The following is a 23149-nucleotide window of genomic DNA, read 5'->3' as shown; positions in this document are numbered from 1 at the left end:
ATCTCTCAATTCCATAACTTACTCTGTTGCTGATAATGCAGCCATTGTGATGTAGTTATAAGGTTGATTGAAGTGTGGTAAGAAGAAGATATCCAAGAGTTGAATTTCTTCTAAGGTTACATCCTTCATGATTGCTAGGGAGAACATGTGAATTCCCATTGATATGTCTGTATATGATGCAATCTGTGCACCGACAACTCTACGTGATTCTTTTTCATAGATGATTCTAATCTTAACATTATTATTTTCATCCATAAATCCTGGTTTTTGTAGATCTTCAAATTCTGTATAAGCGACATCTAGACCAGCTTTCTCAGCTGCTGCTAAGTTAAGTCCGGTAGAGACCATGTTGTATCCATAAATGGAAATACCATTTGAACCCTGAACACCTAATGACTTGATAGGTGTTCCACCAATATTATGTCCCGCTACAATCCCTGAGCGTACAGCATTGGTTGCTAATGCAATATATGTTGTTTGGTGGAGTGCATTGGAGTAAATCGTTGCACAGTCTCCCACAGCATAGACACTATCATCACTTGTTTTTTGATGTAGATCAACAAGATATGCACCATTATCAAATAGTGTTAAATGGTCTTTACCTAAGTCATTGTTTGGTTTAAATCCAATTGCTAGAATAACTAACTCAGCATCATAAGTTCCTTTATTAGTTACAACTTGGGAAACTGTACCATCACCTTCAAGGGACGTAACCATTTCACCATAGTTTAATTCAATTCCTTGATCACTCATAACTTTGTCCATATCATGAGAGAACCAAGGGTCATAATAACCACTTAAGCATGTATCTGCTGCTTCAACAATACGTACGTTTTTTCCGCGACGACGTGCTGCTTCAGCCATTTCAACACCAATGTATCCTGCTCCAACAACTACGACATTTTTTACATGTTCTTGTGCCAATAGAGCATCTACTTTTTGTGAATCTTGGAATAGTTTCACAAAGTGTACTCCTTCCAAATCCATGCCTGGTAAACGAGGCGCAATCGGTGTAGAACCCGTTGCAAGAATAAGTTTGTCATAGCTTGTTTCTTTTGCTACGCCATCTTCCTCATAGAATACAGTCTTGCTTTCATAATCTATTCTTGTAACGTTAGTTTGCATATGAATGTCTGCGCCCTTCGCTACAAAGTCTTCTTTATTCGTATAGAATAACTGGTCTGAAGAATCAATTTGGTGACCGACCCATAATGCAGTTCCACATCCCAAGTAACTAAGATTGGTATTTCGATCCAAGATCATCAATTCGTTATCAGGATAGTGATCCAGAATTGTGTTTGCTGCTGCAATACCTGCATGGTTTGCTCCTACTAATACTACTTTACTCATATATTGCCTCCTCTTTTCTATTCTATTTTTATCATAACGCACTCAAAACTATAAGTATTTGGAAATATTATACTTTTCATGTATTACTCACAGAGAAAACTGGAAAGAACATAGAAAAATGGAGTAATAGTGATTATCACTCCATTATTCACGAGTATTGTTACTGCGAATTAATTTCTAATAAAAGATTATTTATTGCTCGTAAAGTTTTTAATAAACTGACGAGTTCCTTTTCGTAATGACAGTATTCTTTGATTAGTGCTTTATTTAAAGTAAGCTCAGAACGCTCATCTATATAGCTCAACAGGCTACAGTGAGAACGGATTCGCCCTTCTCCCCAACGACGGTTAATTTCTTGTCCCATGACATCATTCGTATGAAAGTTAAAGGTATCTTTACTCCAGTGAAGAGCTATATGATTGTTGTCAATTCTTGATATTAGTTTAGAGTTATCCGCTAAGGGATTCTGTAGCATTTCTTTAAGTGCTCTAATGTTATTCTGGTTTCCTTCAAACGGGAAAAGAATCTCATCATCCCACGATAAGGATATTAATGTATCTACCATGAGTTTAAAGAGTTTCTTTTGTAGTGTGACAAACTCATTGCTTGCTTCATTGATTTGATAGCTTAACATCTTATCCCAATAAACCTTAGAATTCTCTTGTATGTTATCAATCAAACAATCATAACGCTTCATATCAATGAAGTTACCTGCAAGATTTCTATCAAGTTTTCTATCCATCTCGCAAATTCTCTCAGAATAGTCGTAGGCTTGTATCGATAATGCATCATATCCAAGCATAAGGAGTCCGTAAAGTACATGATGAAAGTGGAATGCACCTTCATGGTATGTACTGATATCATCGAGTTGAGAATGATAGTGGGACTTGGAAAATTCAGGTTTAAGTGCAGAAACAACTGATGGTATTCCAGCTATCTCAAAGGCAAAGTCATCAGACCATGTTTCGATTGGGGTCAATACTTTAATTCCTTCTGGATAAACTTTCCTATCATTAGGCACACATTGGACGAAGTCTTCTAAGAACTTTTTAAGTTCATAAGAAGAACGAATCCAATCACATCCATCTTCCAACATTGCTGGAAGTTCAAAGTTAATATTCGCAAAGACTGTATCTTTCCATTCAGGCGTAAGTTCACTCATTTGAGTGTGTGATCCTACTAGCCAATCATAGCGACTGTCTGTCTTTGCCCATTCTTCAGCACTTAAGGCACCAAACTTGAGTGTTCTCTTGGGAGTAATTCCAAGCTTTTTTATTGCTTTTGCAATACCCATCATAAGCCCAACTGCAACACTGTTATCTTGGAAACCTTCAAAGTATGCATCATAATGAGCCGTCATTAGTATTACTTCATCACTCTCACCAATTATAGAGCCAAATAAATTACGTGCATACGATGCTTCGAAAAGAGAGCATACATCGAGTTCCACCTTTAATTCACTTGATGACTTTTCACGCATCATTGAGCGAATTAACTGAGCATCTTTTCTTGAAATTGATAAAGCAACAGCACCATCTGGTATTGAGGTGTTTTGAACATTTAATGCCTCATCACTGATTCCAGCATAGCCTCCATCTTGAACCAACAGTATCCCCTTAGCACCTCTAAAATAGGCTTCCGTTGCTGGGAAGTTTATCCACCAATCATCTCTTTGGTTAACATCCAACAGTATCCATTTTCCAGTAATATCATTATTGAGAAATGCTTGTTTATCACTTTTTCCAAGATCAATTAGAACAGCAGGTTCGTATCCTTCAGAATCGTAGTGACATGGATAAGCACTTAACTCAATATGAGATTCTAAACCTGAAACTCTCATTTTCGCATGTTTAAAGGTCCATGAAGGAATAGGATAATCATACGTTTCAATATTCTCTAATCCTAAACTCTTCATTTCATTTTCTAAATAGTCACAGGTATCATGTTCCGCATCTGAACCCACTGTTCGAAATCCAAGGACTTCATTACTTCGAAATTTTGTAAGCTCAACTGCAAGATTGTAAGCATACGATACATCAATGTTATTAACATACGTTCTAATTAACTCATCTGAAAGAATTGATTTGAATGTAAAATCCTTAATCATGATTCTTTGCACGTTGCCATAAGTCGGCTAATATAACACGTGTTTTTTCATCAAAGCGATAGTTCTCATCTTTTTCATAATTTGTACGAGTTGAATAGGATTCAATCCCTTCAAACTTACCACCAACTGCAGTCACTTCATCAATAACATCTTGACGTGAACTTGTGTAACCAATTTCTTCTGTGATTCGTTTTTGATTATCTTTATCTAGAACAAAGTTAATCCATTCATGAGCAAGATCGATGTTTTTAGCACCTTTAGGAATAACCATTGCATCCATCCATTGATTGGTACCTTCTTTAGGAAGATAGAATGCTAGATTAGGATTTTCTGCTAATACATACGTAGCATCTCCTGAATACATTGTTGCGAGTGGTTTTACTCCAGCAACCATGTTATCAATAATTTCATCACGGTTATAGATTGGGTGGGTTATTTTATCCATATCAACCAACCATTCATAAGCCTCTTTAAGTTCAGCTTCATTTGTTGTATTCATTGAATAACCAAGTGATTTAGTTGCAACCATAAATGCATCACGTTCTGAATCCAAGAAGAAAATTTGATGTGCATATTTTGGATTCTTGAATATTAACCACCCTTGGCTCTCTAGTTCTTCTAATGTGACCTTTGTTTTATCGTATACAATACCGACACTTCCCCAGAAATATGGAGCAGTATACTCTTCATTAGGATCCATTGCACGTCCCTTAACAGTATCTAGTGTCTCTTTGTAATTAGGTATTTTAGAATAATCGAGTTTTTCAAGTTTATCTTCAAGACGAAGACGTTCAATCATATAATCAGTTGGAAAGAGTACATCGTATGTAGGGTCACTTTCTACTTTAATATACATAGACTCGTTTGAGTCAAACATTTCATAAACTACTTTAGCATTGAATTTATCTTCAAATTCTTTAACTAAAGAAGGTTCAATATATGATCCCCAGTTAAACACTTTAAGTGTCTTTTGTAATCCATCAGTATTATTAGCAGAACTACATCCTACCAACACTAGTAGAGTCATAATAACAGCTACAATTTTTTTCATAAACATGTCTCCTTACATTTATATTGTTTAGTATTACTAAACTTAAAGATTAGCATTGCTTAATCCCACTTTATTATACATTTACTCATTGGAAAATCAAGATATTTTTATTAAGTTTATAAACTTTTATAATGAAAATGACCCGATGGTATCAGGTCATTATCTCTTGTTAAATAAAATGGTCTTTATCCCATCTTCACGAAGGAACATTCCACATAGAATAAACTCATTCATTCTATAAAAATAGCATTTCAACGTTACTAAGCATCAACAAATTTTAATAATGCCTCTACAAATCCACCTAAGTAACGATTAAGCTTTTCTTCATTCTCTAGTAAGGCCTTTACTTCTGAAAAATACATCTCAGGTTGTAGTAATGTTGGCATATTTAGAAACGATAGTGATTGTCTTAAATGGTGATTTGCTCCAAATGCTCCTAATCTACCTGGTGAACAGGAAATTATCCCACAAGGAATGTTATCCCATGCGTTTTCCACTTTCGGACGTGAGGCAATATCTAAAGCATTCTTCAATGCTGCTGGAACGGAACGATTATATTCTGGTGTCACAAACACTACTGCATCTAAACTTCTAATTTTGTTTCTAAATTCTGTATAAACATCCAATCCCTCATCATCAAGATCTTGGTTATAGAGAGGAAGTTGAGATATTTCAACAATCTCAAAATTTGCTTTGTCTCCAAACTCAGCTACTAGATGTTGAGCGACTTGTCTGTTAAAGGATGCTTTTCTTAAGCTCCCAATAATTACTCCGATATTTTTCATAGTTTGTACGTGTATATTACTATACGTCCCCTTTCACCTTTAATTCTAAAGGGTTATTATCAAAAGTAAATAGTGTATTTTTCTGTTAATTATCATTATAATACACGTTAATCTCCATATAAGTGATTATATGTTTCAAATCTTACCATCTCTATTCCTACATGTTTTAAGAAAAACTCAAGACGTTTTTCTTCAGCACTTGCGGATTCATTGACCATTAAGTATTTCCCTTGTAATTTAAGATTTTTACTTCTAGCCCATGCGTTCCTTCTTATAAGAATATGACGAATAAATATCTCAGCTTCTGATAACGATAATCCCATTATGATTAGGTCTTTTTCGAATATCTCATTTATCCATGTCTCATCTATTCTGTAACGACTGTTTCTTTCTTGTGGGTCGAATTTCCTAAAGTAGTTTAAGTTTCCTGCATAGTCCATGACCGATAGTTTAACGGAGTTCTTATACCTCATATCTCCATTGACATGCCATAGCCTCATTCCCGATTCATGCTCATAAAAACGTTGCCACGGATAATAATTTGTAAAACCTTTCGATAGATCTCGTGTCTGGCCTGTTTTAAAGAGCCCTGTACTCTGAAATGCATGATCAAAGTTAGTAGTCATGAGAACTGTTCCCGCTTCAACACATGCTTCTATTATATCCTTATGGGCATTATTGTAACTAAGCCCCTTAATACTCTCTATGAAATTATCCTTGAGCTCACTTGCGGTCTTATTATTATTTTTTAGAAGCTCAAAGTATTCTGTTAGTGGATAACCTTTGGGTATAATATCTTCTTTATTAATCGATTGTAGAATATCATACCAACTAACTTTAGACGTGTTTACTTCTCGTAAATTCACGCCATTCCCTACTAGCAACACTGAGTTCTCATTCAAGTAATCCTTATAACCATTTGCCATAGGCATCACCTCATATAATCATCTTATCATTGTTTCCCCTAAAATCATTCACTATCAGAGTAATATTTATCAATACATAAAACACACCATTATTTTGACGTATCAACAAATAAGGTGCAATCAATTTTTTATATATCTTGTAGAGTATTATTTTAGCTTTTCAAAGTTCGGATTAAAATAATCCTTACCTTCTTTTGAGTCGTAGACCTTTTGTCCTTTAACGTAAGTCGCAATCAAGTTAAAGTCATCATCAATTACAATAAAGTCGGCATCTTTACCAGTCGCAAGAACTCCTTTGCGATCATCAATACCATATACCTTTGCAGGATTACTCGACGCCATTTGACTGATAATTTCTAAAGGAATCCCTAACTCATTATGTAGAACTTTCATACCATAAAGAACAGGTTGTGTGCTTCCCATCAGTCTTCCAGTTTCTGTTTTCGCAAAACCATTATCATCAACAAGAACGATATGTTTACCGAAACGATAACGGCCTTTAGGAGCACCTGATGTAGATGTAGTATCAGAGACAAGAATCCATCGATCATAAGGTTTAACTTTGAACATAAGTTCCATCATTTCTGTACTAACATGAAGTCCATCTGGAATAAGTTCACATTCAACTCCAGGATGAAGCAAACAAGCTCCCAGTCCTCCCATCTCGCGATGGTGAATTCCTGACATAACATTGGCTGTATGAGTAGCAACTGTTACTCCATGATTAAAAGCATGATAGGCTTCTTTATAGTTCATATCACTGTGGGCGTAGGCAACTCGTATGCCATTCTTAACCAATAAATCGATTGCCTCTTGAGCATTTGGAAGTTCAGGAGCAATTGCAACCAATTTTAATAAGCCTTGTCCATCATCAATCATTTTTTGAATGACTTTAGTATCAACAACTTCAGGCTCTTCAGCCACCCCATTTTCTCCAACCCTACTAAGGTAAGGACCTTCTGAATGAATACCGACTATGTCTGCTCCATCATGTTTTTCGGTTGATATTTTTACAATATCCTCAAAATAATCAAGACTTGGAGTCGGAAACACAGACGTCACTCCTTGAGCTGCAACTCCATTAAGAAACCCTAAAATTTCGTCACGTTTATTATCACACTTTTCAACAAGCGTATATCCCATAGCACCATGATTATGAGTGTCTATGATTCCAGGAAGGATAATGTAATCTTGATAATCTTCCCCTTCTTCACTTTCATTTACAATATTATGTATTACCCCTTCAGAAATAATTAAACTTCCATTTTTTATGCCTTTTTCTGTATAGATTCTATTGCTCCGTATTTTCATAATCGTCCCTCTCTTTAGCTTATCGCTCTCGACTAAGTATCGGTTACACATATTAAGAAATCTTTTATTCAGCAAATAATCTTTTATAAATGGATAATTTCTTCAAGCACAGTGGCAACCCCATCTTCATCATTAGATGCAGTATGGTGTGTTGCTATTTTTTTGATTTCTTCATGACTGTTTGCCATTGCAAAACTATAGTCAGATTCTTCAAACAAAGTAACATCATTCAAACTATCACCTATCGCAATGCGGGTTACATTTTCTAAATTATAGATTGATTCTAACAAGCCAAAAACTTCGCCTTTAGATACATTTTCGGGTACTATCTCAATATTTACTGCAGATGATTCAGTAACAGAAACGCCTTCAACTTCATTCAAGAGTTCAACAAGATTTGCTTTTATTTCTGCATTGGGAATAAACACAAAGAATTTATAGACTTTTAGTCCTATATTTATTAGTTCATCAATGTTTTTAAATGAAATTGAATTAATTGTTTTTTCGTAATTTAGTTCATAGTTTAACTCTTCAACTCCATATTCACTACCTACCTCATCAAAGAGATCAATCAAGTGTTGATAATAACCATCCGTTTCGTAACTTTCTTTATCAGTGTACACTTTTATTGGCATACCAGATAACACTTTAGCTACAGATACAACAGTCTCATTATCGAAGAAGAAATCGAACAATTTTCTTTTACCATCATAGCCCAAGGCACCATTCAATCCAATCGATGGAATCTTTAATTTATACTCTGACAAAATATTCATAATATCAGTAGTCTCACGGCCAGAGCAAATAAAGACCATGGAGTCCTCTGGAACCTTCTTTAACGCTTCCACATTATTTCTACTAATTTCTTGATTTGAATTCAGCAATGTCCCATCTAAATCTATTCCAATTAGTTTCATGATCACCACTATCCCTCTCATATAATTATTATACATATGATAATCGTATATACATAATATTCTATCAAAAAACTATCTACGAAATCAAAGTGTTCTTAAATGAAAGAAAGTTTGGGAACAAACTCACACCAATTAATGATCCCTAACAAAAAAAAGCATCATCATTTGTACATATATCTGTCTATCAACAATCGTACAAATATGAGATGCTTTTCTTTCGTTTGCTAGAGTCCCGGTATATGGTTACTCCTAAATGATAACTACCACACCTCCGTTACTTCTATTATTTTCTATCTTTATTTCGATTTCTTCGTTGATACAGCAATACACCGATACCACCTACGATTAAAACAATCACAAGTGTTGCGACACTATCATCATCAATTCCTGTAGATGGTAAAGGAATTACCTCCACATCTTTGACTGGTTCATGGAACGTATTGGTGATTGTTAAACCGTCCTCACTTATTGATTTAGTATAGTTAGCAGGGATCGTTGGTTCATCAATTGTATATGTATATGGATTACCCATTCTATCTGTTTGTTCAACATTGAACCATGTGTGGCTTAAATCACCATTCAATAGATAAATTTCATCACCGTATTGATCCCCATCTTGATAGAGTTGCAACTCAATCATTGGTTTATCTTTCGGTCCATTTATCCATACTTTTGTTCCTGTAATTGAAATTAAAGGAATAACATAGGTATTGGTGACGGTTAGTCTATCTTCACTTAATGATTTCTCATAGTTCATTGGTACATTAACCTCATCAACTGTATAAACATATGGATTTCCGTATATATCCGTACCATCTAAGCTATACCATGTAAAGTCGTTAGTACCACTTTCTAATTTTACCGGTGTCAGGTATGTTTTTCCGTTACGGAATAATTGCAGCTCAACAGTAGGTTTTTCAACGGGTCCATCAATCCATTCCTTATATCCAGTAACATCCTTCACTGGAATCACGTAAGTATTTGTAACGGTAAGTCCATCTTCACTTAACGATTTTTCATAGTTCATCGGTACATCCACTTCATCAACCGTATAAACATATGGATTACCATCGATATCTGTTGCTTCCAAGTCATACCAAGTATATTCTGAGATACCATTTTCTAAGCTTACAGGTTCAAGGTACGCCACGCCATTACGATACAATTGAAGCTGAACTATCGGTCTTTCTAATGGACCATCAACCCAATCCTTCGATACCGTTACATCATTAAGAGGAATAACGTAAGTATTTGTTACCTCAAGACCTCCACTACCACTTGAGATATAGTTAGGTAAAGCATTCACTTCCACAACATAATAGTTGTAGGCGATACCATCAATTGTTTTATGTGGTAAAGACGACCAGGTGTAAACCCAAGGAGATGTTTCTCTAGCCTGGCTATTGATTTCGTCTACTTCTCCATCAAGCATTACAGTATCTAAAAGTTCAGCGTTCATGCCATCGGTACTGCGGTAAAATTCGAAGTATACAGCAGTTCTTACCGATCCACCTACCCAAGTTTTTTTAGCACTCACATCACCAAGTGGTTGTGTGTAGGTGTTAGTAAGTGAGAAGTAGTAAGTTAGCGTGTGTTCATCATAACTACTTGTAGTATTTAGCGTATACCCTGAACCTGGATTTGTTTCTTTGACGTTATAGTCATAAATTTGACCAATCGTATTCGTATAAGGAAGTTCATCCCATACAAAGCTTGCTTCACCACTTTCATGAGGTGTCAGAGTAATTGGATTATTGATGACTTTGTTTGGTAATCCGGTCGCAAGTTCGTATTCACTTCCTAAAACACGACGTTGTAATGTCAGTTCTATTTCTGGCATTGGACCATTAATCCAAGTTTTCTCTATCATTGCTTTCACTGGTGGAATAATAACTTGATAATCCTCCTCAACATCATGTCCATTACCAATCCCCTCAATAAAGAAATGATAGGTACCATTTGTAGAAATAATACTCTTTGGAAATGAGAAGATCGTCCAGTGTGCATCTTTTAGATCTCCTGATAAATCGTTAGCAGGGTTTAGATTCGCTTTGTCATCGACTGTGATTTTCTCTAGATCCGCATGGACCTTCATATCAATGTTATGAATTGTACTTGTACCAATTACATCCATGCTCTTTAAATCATGAGTCGATCGTACCGCAATGAGTACAAGGTCATTTTGTACCCAAAGCATGAAAGGATGCGTATGAGAGTTTGTGGACTCCCCAACTAAGGTTAACGACGTAGAATTCTCATCCGATTCGTAGATAGTTCCTGCTGGTATTCCTTCAAGTGCGGAAATAGAACTTTTTTGATCCAAGTTTACGTTTACTAGTAATAAAAGCATAACTAAAAATACACGACCCAGTCGTATAAAATGTTTGTTCATAATTTACTCTTCCTAAATTGAAATTATTAAGTATGTTCATTTACGAAGAGTGTTTCTCTTACTATCGTAAATGAGCCTGAGAATTAATTTGTGGATTATTATTCAGTAAGTAATGAGTATGATTCCTAATCACTGGAATCACTTTTACAAGTCAGTCACGATATTAGACAATACATATCATTCGAATTCACCTCCATACCGGTATTATCTTCGTTCTAACCCCATAATACGTTAACTTAAACTTTAGAGTCAATTTAAGTGAACTGCTTTCCAGTGAAATACCGAACATTTTTGTTAACTAAGTTTTTGATACAATTTAATCACTTAATATTACTAATAACACCGTACTTACTAATTAGAATTTAGTATCCCACTACTTTTTCAAAACCTACTGCTTAGTTGCGTTTATTACTATTGTAATGCTATGTGTTATGCTTGTTACTGCATCTACTTTTGATATGTCGAGAATATGCATGTTAGAAAAATGCCATAGTTTCAAATATTAAGTTGCAACAAAAAAGAACAATTCCTAGGAAATGTTCTGTACATTACATAAATAGGGTGACAAGACGAATCTACAATTACACAAAGGTTTCTCAGGCTCATTTACGAATAGTAAAAATCTTGTCACCTTAATATTATTATACTCAAACCACTAATGAATACAACGCTTCTTCAACCATTCCATTGACAAGTGCGCAATAGTGTTTATTCGGTTTAATGAACGGTATGTTTATTACTTAACAGTAAAGCTTTCGATACCTGTAACAGGTGGCAATGGGTTTCCTTCCATACCATAGACAAGCACGAGTTTATGAGGAATATGTAAATCATCCTGTCTTCCCGTAACATCCATATTAATTTCATCGAATCTTTCAGTATTAATTTTTTCTGAAAAATCAGGATCAGCTAATGAAGCAACTCCTAATGCAAGTACGTCACCATAGTTCAAGGCATCAAGTGCAATCTCAGGAGTGTTAATAGACCCTACAACAATGTGTGGGCATCTTCCAGCAATCTTTTTATGAATTAAGGCATTCATAGCTTCTGTTTGATTTCCTTTGCTTGCGACAAGTTTATAGCTCTCTGGTCCAAATAAGGATACATGTAGATAATCAACACCTGCATCGACGACTTTATCAATTAACTCTAAGGCATCGTCAATTGTGTATCCAACTGTATCACCATGAACTTCTTCAGGTGAAATACGATAACCAACAATAAAGGATTCATTGGCCAATTCACTAGCTACTCGTTTTACTTCTTTAACTACTTCCAACGCAAAGTTCATGCGTTTCTCAAAACTTCCACCCCAATAGTCTTCTCTTACATTTGAATATGCAGAAAAGAATTGTTGGATCAGATAATGGTTAGCACCATGAATCTCTACACCATCATAACCAGCTTCAACAGCTCTACGTGTTGCCTCACCATATTCTTTAACTACATCCCATACTTCCTCTTCACTTAGCTCAGTAATAGGATAGTTTAAGAATGGGAAGTCAATAGCACTTGGACCATATACCTTACCAAATAGTTGGTATGAATATGTTGACTCTCTACCAGGGTGATGAAGTTGAGCAATAGCCTTATGACCCTTCTTCTTCATAGCACTTGCATATCTTTTTAATCCCTCAATTTGATTATCGTCAAAGATACCAATCTGACCATTACCTGCTAAGCCATGAACAGAAATTGCATGAGCTCCTGCAATTAAAAGGTCACCTACGTTATTTCTTCGCTCAATATAAGCTACACCTTCATCTGTCACGTTCGCCTTCTCATCAGCATCAAAAGCTAGCATAGGAGCTAAAGCAAATCGATTCTTTAACTCAACACCATTTCTTAATGTAACGGATTCAAATAAAACATCATACTTACTCATAAACACCCTCCTTTTGTATTATCTTATCACTCTTTGATTTATTTGTGATAGTTTTCACTTAATCTAACACAGTTCTTCATCATTCTACTTTATTCACAACAAAGATATCTCACTTAAAAAATATTATGTCGATAAACACTTCCTTTTCTAAAATTTTTATCACTACCTTGTAATACAAAGTACCTTGTGTTAATATCTAGTAGAGGTGAACCGATGAACACACAATTTAAAAAAGGTGTTCTCGAACTTTGTGTACTAGCATTATTATCACGTAGAGAGCGTTATGGGTATGAAATTGTAAGTTTGATTTCAGAGACAATTCAAATCTCTGAAGGTACAATGTACCCACTACTCAAACGACTTAAGGATGAAGGTTTGGTTTCTACTCGACTTGTAGAATCAACACAAGGTCCTTCGCGTAAATATTATGCTTTAACAGATCTTGGTCGAGAATATACATCTGATAAAATCGAAGAATGGTTTGATTTTACTCAACACGTTAACGAATTACTACAGGGAGACAGTGAATTATGACACGAAACGAATATCTATTTATACTAAGAAAACATTTACAAGGATTAAATCCTGATGAAGTTGATGACATTATTATTGATGTAGCAAGTCACTTTGACTTCGGTACTGAAGAAGGAAAAACCGAGGATGAAATTTGCATTGAACTTGGTGATCCAGTTGATATGGCACATCAATTTACCAATCGTTCTGAGCAGCAGAATAGTAACAAAGCCCAAACAAGACACAATCAATCAAGTGATACACTCTTAAAAATTGTGAGAATCATTGGATATTTATTCGCAGCAATGTTTGTAGTGCCACTCGTTTTCTCTGCATATATCGTCTTATTTGCCTTTATCTTTACAGGCGTGGTTTTCTGTTTATCGTCCGTACTTGTGATCATTTCTCCGGCTCTTAGCGTCATGCTTCCTGCTGGTATTATCTCTACAGTAGGAATCTTAGAAACAGTGTTATTGACACTTGGTCTCCTATCATTAGGGCTTGGTACAGCATGGTTATCGATACTTGGACTGAAAGTATTAAATCGTTTCGTTAAGAATACGATGAATGCCCTAAGCCGCTCTTTAAATGGAGCAAGTCTATGAGAAGATTCCTAGATAAAGTCTGGATTCCTATTGTACTTATTATAGTTGGCATTGTTTTATGCTCACTCGCACTTGTAAGACCACTACAAAACTTAAGAACGAATACTCTTGATACCGTTACAGTATCCAGCTCCTTTGAACAAAGAGAAGAGCTGTTTAATAATTCGATTGAAACATTAGTTGTGAATGCGTCTTTATTCGAATCACTAAACATCTATTTTACACAGGATGATCAAGTAAAGGTTGAGTCTTTTGGAGATCATCAAGACTACTCAACATCCATGATCAATAATAAACTTGTAATTAATGGAGCTACAGATTTCTGTGCTCAGTCGCTTACAATTGGCATCTGTGTGACACCAAAATTTAAAAATGTTGATATATACTTGCCAGAATCTTTCTCTGGAAGTATTGAAATAAATGGTTTGGTTCATAATCTTAATATGGATTCAGAAGTGTCTCGAAACTTAGAATATTTTGAGATAAACTCATTAAATACATCGATGTTTATTCGTAATATCGATTCATTATTTGATATTAAGGCAATGATTGTTGAAATGAAGACTGACAATATTTCCGGGGTAATTTCTTCAAATACATTTTCTAGTGAAATAGAACTTGAAAACATAAATCTTGGACTTAAACTTAAGTTGGAGGGCTTTTCAAATAAACTTACAATCCATGAAGGTGACAATTCTTTTGCACATCACTTTAAACTAAGTGGCTTCTCAAACTCACTCAATAATAGAAAGTCAGGATACTCCGAATCTCAAATAGGTAACATTAACCATGCTTCATCAAACTCACAACTTCCTTCACTGATTATTGATGCAGATGGCTTCTCCAATGACATAATAATTGCACAATAAAAGCGACCACTGGTCGCCTTTTTTTTAACATTCAATTAAAACAAAGCTATTTCTTCCTGCGTGAGCATTCTATACTCTCCAAGATCTAAACTCTCATTGAGTTTAAGTTCTCCTATACTTGTCCTCTTAAGATAGGTAACCTCATTATTACAGTAATGCATCAATCGTTAGTACTGCCTTATTAAACTTTACTATTTGTCTATAATAATCATACGGTGCTCTTTCCAAGTACCATATTATGCATATTTTATGACATAGTGATGGGGTATATTAATGCCTTATGATCTTTCTTCTCCATTACACTTGAATATCGTTTTCTATACTCGCAATTTTTCCAGCGAAGATACCAGTCTTTCCAATATAGAAAAAAGTCATGGACTTTAGTCACATGAGTAAAGGCAATTTTAAGGTCATCTCCATTATTTCTTATTTCGAAAATTTCTACATCTTCATTAGCTACATTTGTCTTCTAAGCATCTTCAAAGACAAGCATAAGAGCTATTGCAATTTTTTTAACCCAATACCATTTCGTAATGCAACTGGAAATAATCAAAACAATATTTATTCGTAAGCACACAAATTTAAGTTATCATATCATTTATACGAGTGTTTGAGATATTCTCCACTCAATCTATCGCTGTTCTATATCTATCTAATTAATTCAAAAATATATTTTGCATCATAAATAATAATCGCCATCATATATTGATGGCGATATTATAACCTTTTTTAACAGTGATTATCATTTCACAGATGAAAAGTTAACCAGCTCTATGTTATGTCTTTTTACATATTCTAATACTTCGTGACTTGTTAGTGTATTCAGCTCTATTTCTCTTAAAGTAGTAAAGCTTGATATTTCACGTAAATTTTGATCAACAATTCCAGGGTGACACATTACTTCTACAATCTCATCGGTATTAATATACTTTTCAAGTATTCCTAAGAAATGTGATATTGTAGATTTCTTTTCATTTTTGCCTCCACCAAAATTTAAATCAAGTTTATCTGTTAGACGAATATTGTATCGTTTAGTAATTTCTATCATATCTGAAAGTGGTCTTCTAACTGGGACATTTTCCTCACTAGCAATTTTCATAACCACTTCAAATACTTCTGGACCTAACAGAGTATGTATATGATGATGTGAGTCAATATGAGTCAACTTTTTACCAGACTCTTTAAATCTCTTAAGTTGTGCTCGAAACTCCCTCTCGACTTCACCAACACTAAATTCCTTCGGAATTTTCTCCGGACTTCTATAAAAGTATCCTTCTTTGTCCGTTATGCTCGGAACTTCTTCGTGCCCAAGTATTGATTTCCCATAGGTTAATGTTAGATGCAAGCCCAAATCATTTAATCCAATTTCATTTGCTTTAGATACCGCATAATCAAAATGCACTGAGTTTGCAAGAAATGACGTATCGCGTACTACCCCTTCTGTTATTGCTTTCGCAATTCCATCAGTTACTCCAGGTGTAGAGCCCCAATCATCTGCTTTAACTATTAATTTCATTACCTTCTCCTTCTCTTAAATCTAATTGATCAAGAAGTACTATTAACTTCTCATCTATGTCGCCTTTTTCAGGTATCTCTGCAACAATGCGCAAAAGAGGCTCTGTCCCTGATAAACGAACTAGTATCCAATTATTTTTATCAATTAATTTAATACCGTCATGTAGGATTATAGTCTCAAACCCTTGTAAGCTAATCATATTTTGCTTTGTTTTTTCTAAAAAAAGTCTTTTTTGTTCGAAGCTAAATCTATACTCTTTTTCAATTATTTTTGTGCTTCCATAACGATCCACCACTTCCCTATAAAGCGTGGAAATAGATTTACCAGTGACCGCAATCATTTCAACAAGTACCATAGCTGCATAGATTCCATCTTTACCATTAATATGTCCTCTAATTGTTAGTCCTCCACTGGACTCTCCGCCTATCAGTGCATCGACTTCAACCATTTTTTGCGATATATTTTTAAATCCAACTGGAACCTCATAAACTTCTTGTTCAAAATCATGAGCAATTTTGTCTAATATATGAGTTGTTGATATATTTCTTACAATTGGGCCAGTCTCTTTTCTGTATTCGAGTAAGTAATAGTATATTAACATTAGTATTTCGTTAGGATGGAGCATGTTTCCTTTATCATCAATAACACCAATACGATCAGCATCACCATCCGTTGCAATTCCAATATCAAGACTATTTTTACAGACAAATTCTTTTAATTGCTCTAAGTTTGCAAGTGTAGGCGTTGGAATTTTTCCTCCGAACAAAGTATCATGAATTTCATTAATAACTAGTACTTCACAACTTGCCATCTTAAAGAGCTTTCTTAACGACTTCTCTGATACTCCATAGATAGGATCAAGACCAACTCTTATATTAGAATTTGCAATTTGGTTAGTTTGGATTTGTGAAGCAATCGCATCAACATAATCATCTGAGATGTCGTAATACTTGAAATATTCACTTGAAACAATACTGTGAAAATCATCTGCATCAAACTTAGTTTCTATTGCTTTATTTGCTAACTTTTCAACACGATCTGTGAATTTAACATCTGCATCTACTCCACCGGTCTTGAAAAGTTTAATACCATTATATAGTGCTGGATTATGACTCGCTGTAATGGCTACTCCTAAGTCTATATTTTCAGTAGCTACACCATACATAATCATAGGTGTTGGTGTTGATTTATTAATAAATTTTACTTTTATCTTAGCATCTGTCAAGACTTTAGACACCCATAATGCTGCTTCTTTCGAGAGAAATCGACGATCATACCCTATTATTACATCTTTCTTAAGATCATCTTCTTGTATTATTTTAACAAGTCCATTGGCAATTTTAGTAATATTATTTTTAGTAAATTCATCACCAATAATAGCTCGAAATCCACCAGTTCCAAACTTAATCATATAATCCAGATTCAACTTTATTAATTTCTTGCTTAAAGTTTGGAAGGTCATCTTTATTCGCAACAAGCATTTCATTCAACATTGCTTTACACTTGTTTCCACTAACAATTAGAGGATTAATTGTAAACGCTTGAAGTGCAAGTGAGTAGTCACCTTTAATTGCAGCTTCAATCACTGTTTCTTCCATTGATTTCATCAGCTGTAACTGGCCTCTAATAGTCGAAGGGAATGATCCCCATGTTATCGGCTCTGGACCTTCTGAAGTAATGACAGAACTAACTTCTACCACACTATTGTATGGTAGGTCCGAAATCGACCCTTTATTAGCGGTGCTTACAACCATTATTTCTTTAGAATTATTTACAATAGAAGCAACAAGTTCACATGCTGAGTCTGAATAATAACTTCCACCACGCTTAGTGAGTTGCTCTGGCTTATAGTCCAATTCTGGGTCTTTATACAACTCAAATAATTCCGCTTCTGTTTTCTTAACTACCTCTGCTCGTGTCTCATTCTTCTCGAATTCAACTAATGAGTTACCTAGCATTTCATCAGACATATAGTAATATCTGTGGTATCCACATGGTAGCATATTAAGACTCTTGATTTGCTCATAAATAAATGGAATTTTTTTAATGTTTTTCAATTCGTTCTCTGCTGTTTTAGATAATGCATTGGGATTATGCATCCTCTCAATAAGTATATCTGTTATTTCGTTTCCTTCTTTATCCCATACTCGATGCCAATGGAAGTGATTTAAGCCAGCAAACTTCATAAATAGTTCATTATCATCTTCTTTATATCCCATTGCTTCATGATTTTTCTTAAATGAACCAACTGGAACGTTACAAAGACCAACTGTACGTTTCCATCCACCAACATTTATTGCTGCTTCGGTAACCATACCTGCAGGGTTCGTAAAATTTACTAGCCAAGCATTGGGACATAACTCTTTCATGTCACTAATAATATCAAGAATTACAGGGATAGTTCTAAATGCCTTAAAAATTCCACCAGCACCGTTTGTTTCTTGACCAAGCATTCCATATTTCGCAGGAATTCTTTCATCTTTTATCCTTGCATCCAGTCGACCTACTCTAAATTGAGTAGTTACAAAATCTGCATTTTCAAGTGCTTCAACTCTATCAAGTGTCAATTTAACATCCCAGTCAAGTCCTGCAGCCTGAATCATACGTTTTGCCATCGCGCCGACAATTTCCAATTTTTCTCGACCAGATTCAATATCTACCAACCATATTTCACCAATATTTAGACGATCTCTTCTCTTAATAAATCCTTCTATCAATTCTGGTGTGTAACTACTCCCTCCGCCAATCGTAACTATCTTGATCTTTTTCATACTGCTTTCTAATCTCTCTTTCATTATCTCTCTGTTTCTGAATTTTATCTAATACTTCATAATTTTGTATCAATGTCATAACAACCAAAATTTCTAAAATATATCCTGATGATAACGAAAACACCAAGTCAGACAGTTCTAATGATTTTTGTGTAATCATAACTTCTAGTCTTTTTGATGATAAACGTGAAAGTGCGTTGTTGCCCATTCTTGTAACAAGCACATACTTCATATCTAATGTATTTAATCTATTTACAATATTTACCATATTTACATTATCACCATGATGTGAAACAACTATGGAAAATACTCTTTGACCCATTTCCAAACGGAATCTTACCTGTTGTCCATGAAATGAATTGTATGCTACTGCATTTCCGCCTAAAGAGTTCATTCTATGTGCTGCAGATTTTGCTATGTGGTAATTTATTCCATCACCATATAGAATGACGATATCACTTTTCTTAATTTCATTCACACACCACTCTACCATTGAGTAATTAAGATATGTTTGAGTATCTTCCACGGTTTTGTAATAGATCAAAGGAACGGTGTTCATCACATCTTTTAATGTTGAATTTTGATTGAAAGGTAAATCATTTAATTTGTTTCTAACCTTCATATATTCTTTGTATTCCAGGCTGTATTGTGTTTTAAATTCACGATACCCTTTGAATCCAATTTTTTGACAAAATCTTATAATAGTTGAAACACTCACATAACTCGCATCAGCAAGTTCATAGGTGGAAAGATTTAAAATGCTTTCTGGATTACTTTCAATATATTTAGCAATTTCACTTTCCTGCGGGCTTAAAATATTATCTTTTTCTAACCGTTTAATTTTATGAGTGATCATTATTATCTCCTTAAGTAATACTTTCTATTTTCTCTTATTATAACATTTCTTGATTGTTATTTTGCTTGTTAGAGATTAATACAAAAGGAGTATAAATTACTGTACATAATAATATAGACATTGCTTCTGTAATCACTGTTCCGATATGACCACCTGTGGCAATAAATGACCTTAATAGTGGTGGAGTTGTCCAAGGAACTGTAATGTACATTGGATATGCAAATCCAACTTTTGTCATATAGTAAGCAAATATTGCGGAGGCAACAGGCGCTAAGATAAATGGAATCATATAAATTGGGTTTAACACAATTGGCATTCCAAAGATCACAGGCTCATTAATATTGAATAATGCAGGCGCAACGGATAAACCTGCAATCTTTCGCTCATCTTTTCTCTTAGAAAATATAAATACTGCTATTAATAATGCACCGGTGACACCTGCTCCTGTAACTGCTATGAAAGTTCCATTAAATGCATGGTTAATAATGTTTTTAGGAACTTCTCCTGCTAAAACAGCCGCCTCATTTTCAGCTAAAGCAGTCATAAATGGTGCTGCAGTTATAGGCTTCATGACATTTCCTCCATGAATCCCAAAACTCCATAGTAATTGGGTGAAAATTACGGTTACTAAATATCCTGGTAATCCAGTCATTATACCTTTTAGTGGTGTTTGAATTAGCAAATCTATAGCTTGATAGATTGGAATATTAAATATCATTTCAAATACCATACCAAATGCTGATATTGTTAAGATAGTAATAACTGATGGAACTAATACTGAAAATGCTTTAGCAACGTTTGAAGGAACAGTGTCAGGCATTTTTATTTCAAACTTCTTGTACTTAACTATTTTTATATATATCTCGCTGGAAACAATAGATGCTATCATTCCTAAGAACAATCCTTGAGCATTGGTGAAAATACTAGGTAAAACATTTTTAAGAACATGTTGTGTTCCATCAACGTCGATCACACCAATTGTTTTAGTCAATGTTATATAACTTGCTAAAGCCACTACTGGAAGAATAAACTCATCGTGCCCATAACTTTTACCAAGTTCAAGTGCAATCAGTACAATAATTCCAATTGTCATAAAATTCATTGTTGCGTAGTTAGCCGCTTCAAACATCGGTGAAAAGTTAGCAAGCCAACCAAAACCATCTACTTTTGCAAGACTCATACCACTTGTAGTTGTCGATAGAACAACATTTAACAATAATGTTGAAAATGCACCCGTAATAAAGAGCGGTAACATCAAACTAAATGCATTCCGAATTGCCGACATATGTCTCTGTGCTTGAATCTTTGAAGCAATTTTTAACAAACCATTCATTACTATTTCTTTCATAATACTTCTCCTTTTCAGGTTAATTATGCCATTAATTTTTTGGTAGTCCAGTGCTTTCTACTGTTTTGGAGCATTGCTCCAGAAAACGTTGTTAGCGCTATCATAGTTTGTGTTCGATGAACCAGAACAATACATTTTTTATTAGTATATTTCGATTAAATCTATAAATTGATATGTTATTTTCCACATTCACTTAACAACAGAAAGTCAGGATACTCCGAATCTCAAATTGGTAACATCAACCACAATTCATCAAACTCTCTACTTCCATCACTGATTATTGATGCAGATGGTTTCACCAATGACATAGTAATTTCACAATAAAAGCGACCACTGGTCGCCTTTTTTATAGCATTCAATTAAAACAAAGCTATTTCTTCGTGTGTCAACATTCTATACTCTCCAAGATTTAAACTCTCATCGAGCTTAAGATTTCCAATACTTATCCTCTTAAGATAGGTAACCTCATTATTACAGTAATGCATCATCCTTTTCACTTGATGATACTTCCCTTCTCCAATGGATAATAATATTACTTTATCCTCAACAATCTCTACTTTTGCAGGTTTTAATAGTTCACCATCTAGAGGAATGCCTTGTTGCAATTCCGAGATGAAAGTCTTATCAAATGTATCTTTAAGACCTACATAATATGTTTTATAGATATCCTTATTTCCATGAGCAATCCTATGAGAAAATTGACCATCATTTGTAATCAATAATAATCCTTCGGTATCTACATCCAAACGTCCCACAAAGAATAGGTCTTTATGGTTCGTAGGTAAGAGTTCCAGAACTGAAGGATACTTATCTTCAATATGTGTACATTCATAATTCTGTGGTTTATTCATCATATAATAGACGTTTTCAACGTAGTTGATCGTTAATCCATCTACGGATATTTCATCTTCATTTATATTCAAAATTTCGCCCGCATTCGTTACTACTTCCCCATTAACTATTACTCTTTTTTCTTTAATTATCGAACGAACTTCTTTTCGAGTACCGTAGTTATTATGTGCAAGGTATTTATCAAGTCTCATAGTATCTCCTTAAGTGAATAATCAATTATCTTTTATTTGGTATTTGTCTTGTATATTATACCAAGAATTTAACTCAGATGTTTTATTGAGCTTATATTTGTATTCAAACCTATTTTTATCAAGAAATTAGTTTCTAAGCAAATTGTTTAGTGTTCTCGATAATCTGTGTTATTATTTTTATGAAATGGAGGAAATATATATGAAAATAGCAATTATTGGTGCAAATGGAAAAGTTGGATCATTAGTCGTTGAACAATCAGTCGCAAAAGGATATGACACTACAGCAATAATGAGAAGCTCAAAAGAAACACCAGCTCAACACACACTTATTAAAGATGTATTTGAACTTACACGTGAAGATTTAAGTTCATTTGACATTGTAGTTAGTGCATTAGCTTTCTGGCAAGCAGATACATTAATTCATCATAAAACAGCTTTAGAACATTTATCAGCAGTACTTAAGAATTCAGCAACACACTTAGTGGTAGTCGGTGGTGCAGGAAGCATGTACATTAATGAAACACGTTCATTGCAATTAAAAGATACTGAATCTTTCCCACCAGAATTTAAACCATTGGCATCTGCAATGTCAGAAGGTTTAGATGCATTACGTAAAACAAGCAATGTAAACTGGGTATATGTTAGCCCAGCAATAGATTTCGATGTTGACGTACCCACATCAAATGAAGTTCTTATCGGTGGAGAAGTCCTCATGGATGTAAACCCTAATCAAATTAGCTATAAAGATTATGCTGTGGCCCTAGTAAGTCTTTTTGAATCAATCAAGAAATACAATCAACAACGCATCAGCCTTGTTGGTAAACAATAATTTATACAGAATCTCGAATATCATTTGAGATTCTTTTTTTTCATTATACGCCATTAGGTGATAACTAAAAAGCCC

General features: G+C 34.5%; 19 protein-coding genes. 4 read left to right on the top strand and 15 right to left on the bottom strand.

What is annotated here, in order from left to right:
* Nucleotides 1-18: 18 nt before the first annotated feature.
* From nox to G7059_RS04050, 9 genes are all read right to left on the bottom strand, one after another.
* Complete coding sequence (gene nox / locus G7059_RS04090) at nt 19-1350, bottom strand: H2O-forming NADH oxidase (protein ID WP_166080821.1); 1332 nt, start codon at nt 1348-1350, stop codon at nt 19-21.
* A gap of 160 nt (nt 1351-1510) precedes the next feature.
* On the bottom strand, nt 1511-3457 hold the full coding sequence (locus tag G7059_RS04085; protein WP_166080820.1) for a M28 family peptidase: 1947 nt from the start codon (nt 3455-3457) through the stop codon (nt 1511-1513).
* Nucleotides 3450-4508, bottom strand: coding sequence for an ABC transporter substrate-binding protein (locus G7059_RS04080; protein WP_166080819.1), 1059 nt, complete (start codon nt 4506-4508; stop codon nt 3450-3452). The genes G7059_RS04085 and G7059_RS04080 overlap by 8 nt, the downstream gene beginning before the upstream one ends.
* Before the next feature lie 260 nt (nt 4509-4768).
* Complete coding sequence (locus tag G7059_RS04075; protein WP_166080818.1) at nt 4769-5293, bottom strand: NADPH-dependent FMN reductase; 525 nt, start codon at nt 5291-5293, stop codon at nt 4769-4771.
* Between the two features lie 107 nt (nt 5294-5400).
* Nucleotides 5401-6219 (bottom strand): SIR2 family protein, encoded by an 819-nt coding sequence (locus G7059_RS04070; RefSeq protein ID WP_166080817.1) that lies wholly within the window; start codon nt 6217-6219, stop codon nt 5401-5403.
* A gap of 147 nt (nt 6220-6366) precedes the next feature.
* Nucleotides 6367-7530 carry an N-acetylglucosamine-6-phosphate deacetylase gene (gene nagA, locus G7059_RS04065; RefSeq protein ID WP_166080816.1) on the bottom strand — a complete coding sequence of 388 codons (1164 nt, stop codon included), beginning with the start codon at nt 7528-7530 and terminating at the stop codon, nt 6367-6369.
* 83 nt (nt 7531-7613) lie between these two features.
* Nucleotides 7614-8447, bottom strand: coding sequence for a Cof-type HAD-IIB family hydrolase (locus tag G7059_RS04060; protein ID WP_166080815.1), 834 nt, complete (start codon nt 8445-8447; stop codon nt 7614-7616).
* 283 nt (nt 8448-8730) lie between these two features.
* A complete protein-coding gene (locus tag G7059_RS04055; protein ID WP_166080814.1) occupies nt 8731-10839 on the bottom strand; it encodes a Cna B-type domain-containing protein in 2109 nt (702 codons plus the stop codon).
* Nucleotides 10840-11575: 736 nt separating this feature from the next.
* Nucleotides 11576-12724 (bottom strand): hypothetical protein, encoded by a 1149-nt coding sequence (locus tag G7059_RS04050; RefSeq protein ID WP_166080813.1) that lies wholly within the window; start codon nt 12722-12724, stop codon nt 11576-11578.
* A gap of 213 nt (nt 12725-12937) precedes the next feature.
* Here G7059_RS04050 and G7059_RS04045 point away from each other — a divergent pair, with 213 nt between their 5' ends.
* The 3 genes from G7059_RS04045 to G7059_RS04035 are packed head-to-tail and all read left to right on the top strand — an operon-like array spanning nt 12938 to nt 14711.
* Nucleotides 12938-13258: a PadR family transcriptional regulator gene (locus G7059_RS04045; protein WP_166080812.1), complete on the top strand. Its 321-nt coding sequence runs from the start codon at nt 12938-12940 to the stop codon at nt 13256-13258.
* Complete coding sequence (locus tag G7059_RS04040; protein ID WP_166080811.1) at nt 13255-13842, top strand: DUF1700 domain-containing protein; 588 nt, start codon at nt 13255-13257, stop codon at nt 13840-13842. The genes G7059_RS04045 and G7059_RS04040 overlap by 4 nt, the downstream gene beginning before the upstream one ends.
* On the top strand, nt 13839-14711 hold the full coding sequence (locus G7059_RS04035; protein WP_166080810.1) for a hypothetical protein: 873 nt from the start codon (nt 13839-13841) through the stop codon (nt 14709-14711). The genes G7059_RS04040 and G7059_RS04035 overlap by 4 nt, the downstream gene beginning before the upstream one ends.
* A gap of 742 nt (nt 14712-15453) precedes the next feature.
* Here the strand turns inward: G7059_RS04035 and G7059_RS04025 are convergent.
* The 6 genes from G7059_RS04025 to G7059_RS04000 all read right to left on the bottom strand — a co-directional run bounded on the left by G7059_RS04025 (nt 15454) and on the right by G7059_RS04000 (nt 22245).
* Nucleotides 15454-16227: a ChbG/HpnK family deacetylase gene (locus G7059_RS04025; RefSeq protein ID WP_166080809.1), complete on the bottom strand. Its 774-nt coding sequence runs from the start codon at nt 16225-16227 to the stop codon at nt 15454-15456.
* Nucleotides 16211-17638 carry a phosphoglucomutase/phosphomannomutase family protein gene (locus tag G7059_RS04020; RefSeq protein ID WP_166080808.1) on the bottom strand — a complete coding sequence of 476 codons (1428 nt, stop codon included), beginning with the start codon at nt 17636-17638 and terminating at the stop codon, nt 16211-16213. The genes G7059_RS04025 and G7059_RS04020 overlap by 17 nt, the downstream gene beginning before the upstream one ends.
* A complete protein-coding gene (locus G7059_RS04015) occupies nt 17631-18998 on the bottom strand; it encodes a 6-phospho-beta-glucosidase (RefSeq protein WP_166080807.1) in 1368 nt (455 codons plus the stop codon). The genes G7059_RS04020 and G7059_RS04015 overlap by 8 nt, the downstream gene beginning before the upstream one ends.
* A complete protein-coding gene (locus G7059_RS04010; RefSeq protein ID WP_166080806.1) occupies nt 18958-19854 on the bottom strand; it encodes a MurR/RpiR family transcriptional regulator in 897 nt (298 codons plus the stop codon). The genes G7059_RS04015 and G7059_RS04010 overlap by 41 nt, the downstream gene beginning before the upstream one ends.
* Nucleotides 19855-19891: 37 nt before the next feature.
* Nucleotides 19892-21202 carry a PTS sugar transporter subunit IIC gene (locus tag G7059_RS04005; protein WP_166080804.1) on the bottom strand — a complete coding sequence of 437 codons (1311 nt, stop codon included), beginning with the start codon at nt 21200-21202 and terminating at the stop codon, nt 19892-19894.
* Nucleotides 21203-21561: 359 nt separating this feature from the next.
* Nucleotides 21562-22245: a pseudouridine synthase gene (locus G7059_RS04000; RefSeq protein WP_166080803.1), complete on the bottom strand. Its 684-nt coding sequence runs from the start codon at nt 22243-22245 to the stop codon at nt 21562-21564.
* A gap of 199 nt (nt 22246-22444) precedes the next feature.
* Here G7059_RS04000 and G7059_RS03995 point away from each other — a divergent pair, with 199 nt between their 5' ends.
* Nucleotides 22445-23074, top strand: a complete 630-nt coding sequence (locus tag G7059_RS03995; RefSeq protein ID WP_166080802.1) for an NAD(P)-dependent oxidoreductase — start codon at nt 22445-22447, stop codon at nt 23072-23074.
* Nucleotides 23075-23149 lie beyond the last annotated feature (75 nt).

This window comes from Erysipelothrix sp. HDW6A, assembly GCF_011400295.1.
Taxonomy (GTDB): Bacteria; Bacillota_I; Bacilli_A; order Erysipelotrichales; family Erysipelotrichaceae; genus Erysipelothrix.
The sequence above is the reverse complement of the archived record's forward strand: the minus strand, read 5'-3'. Positions and strand labels throughout refer to the sequence as shown.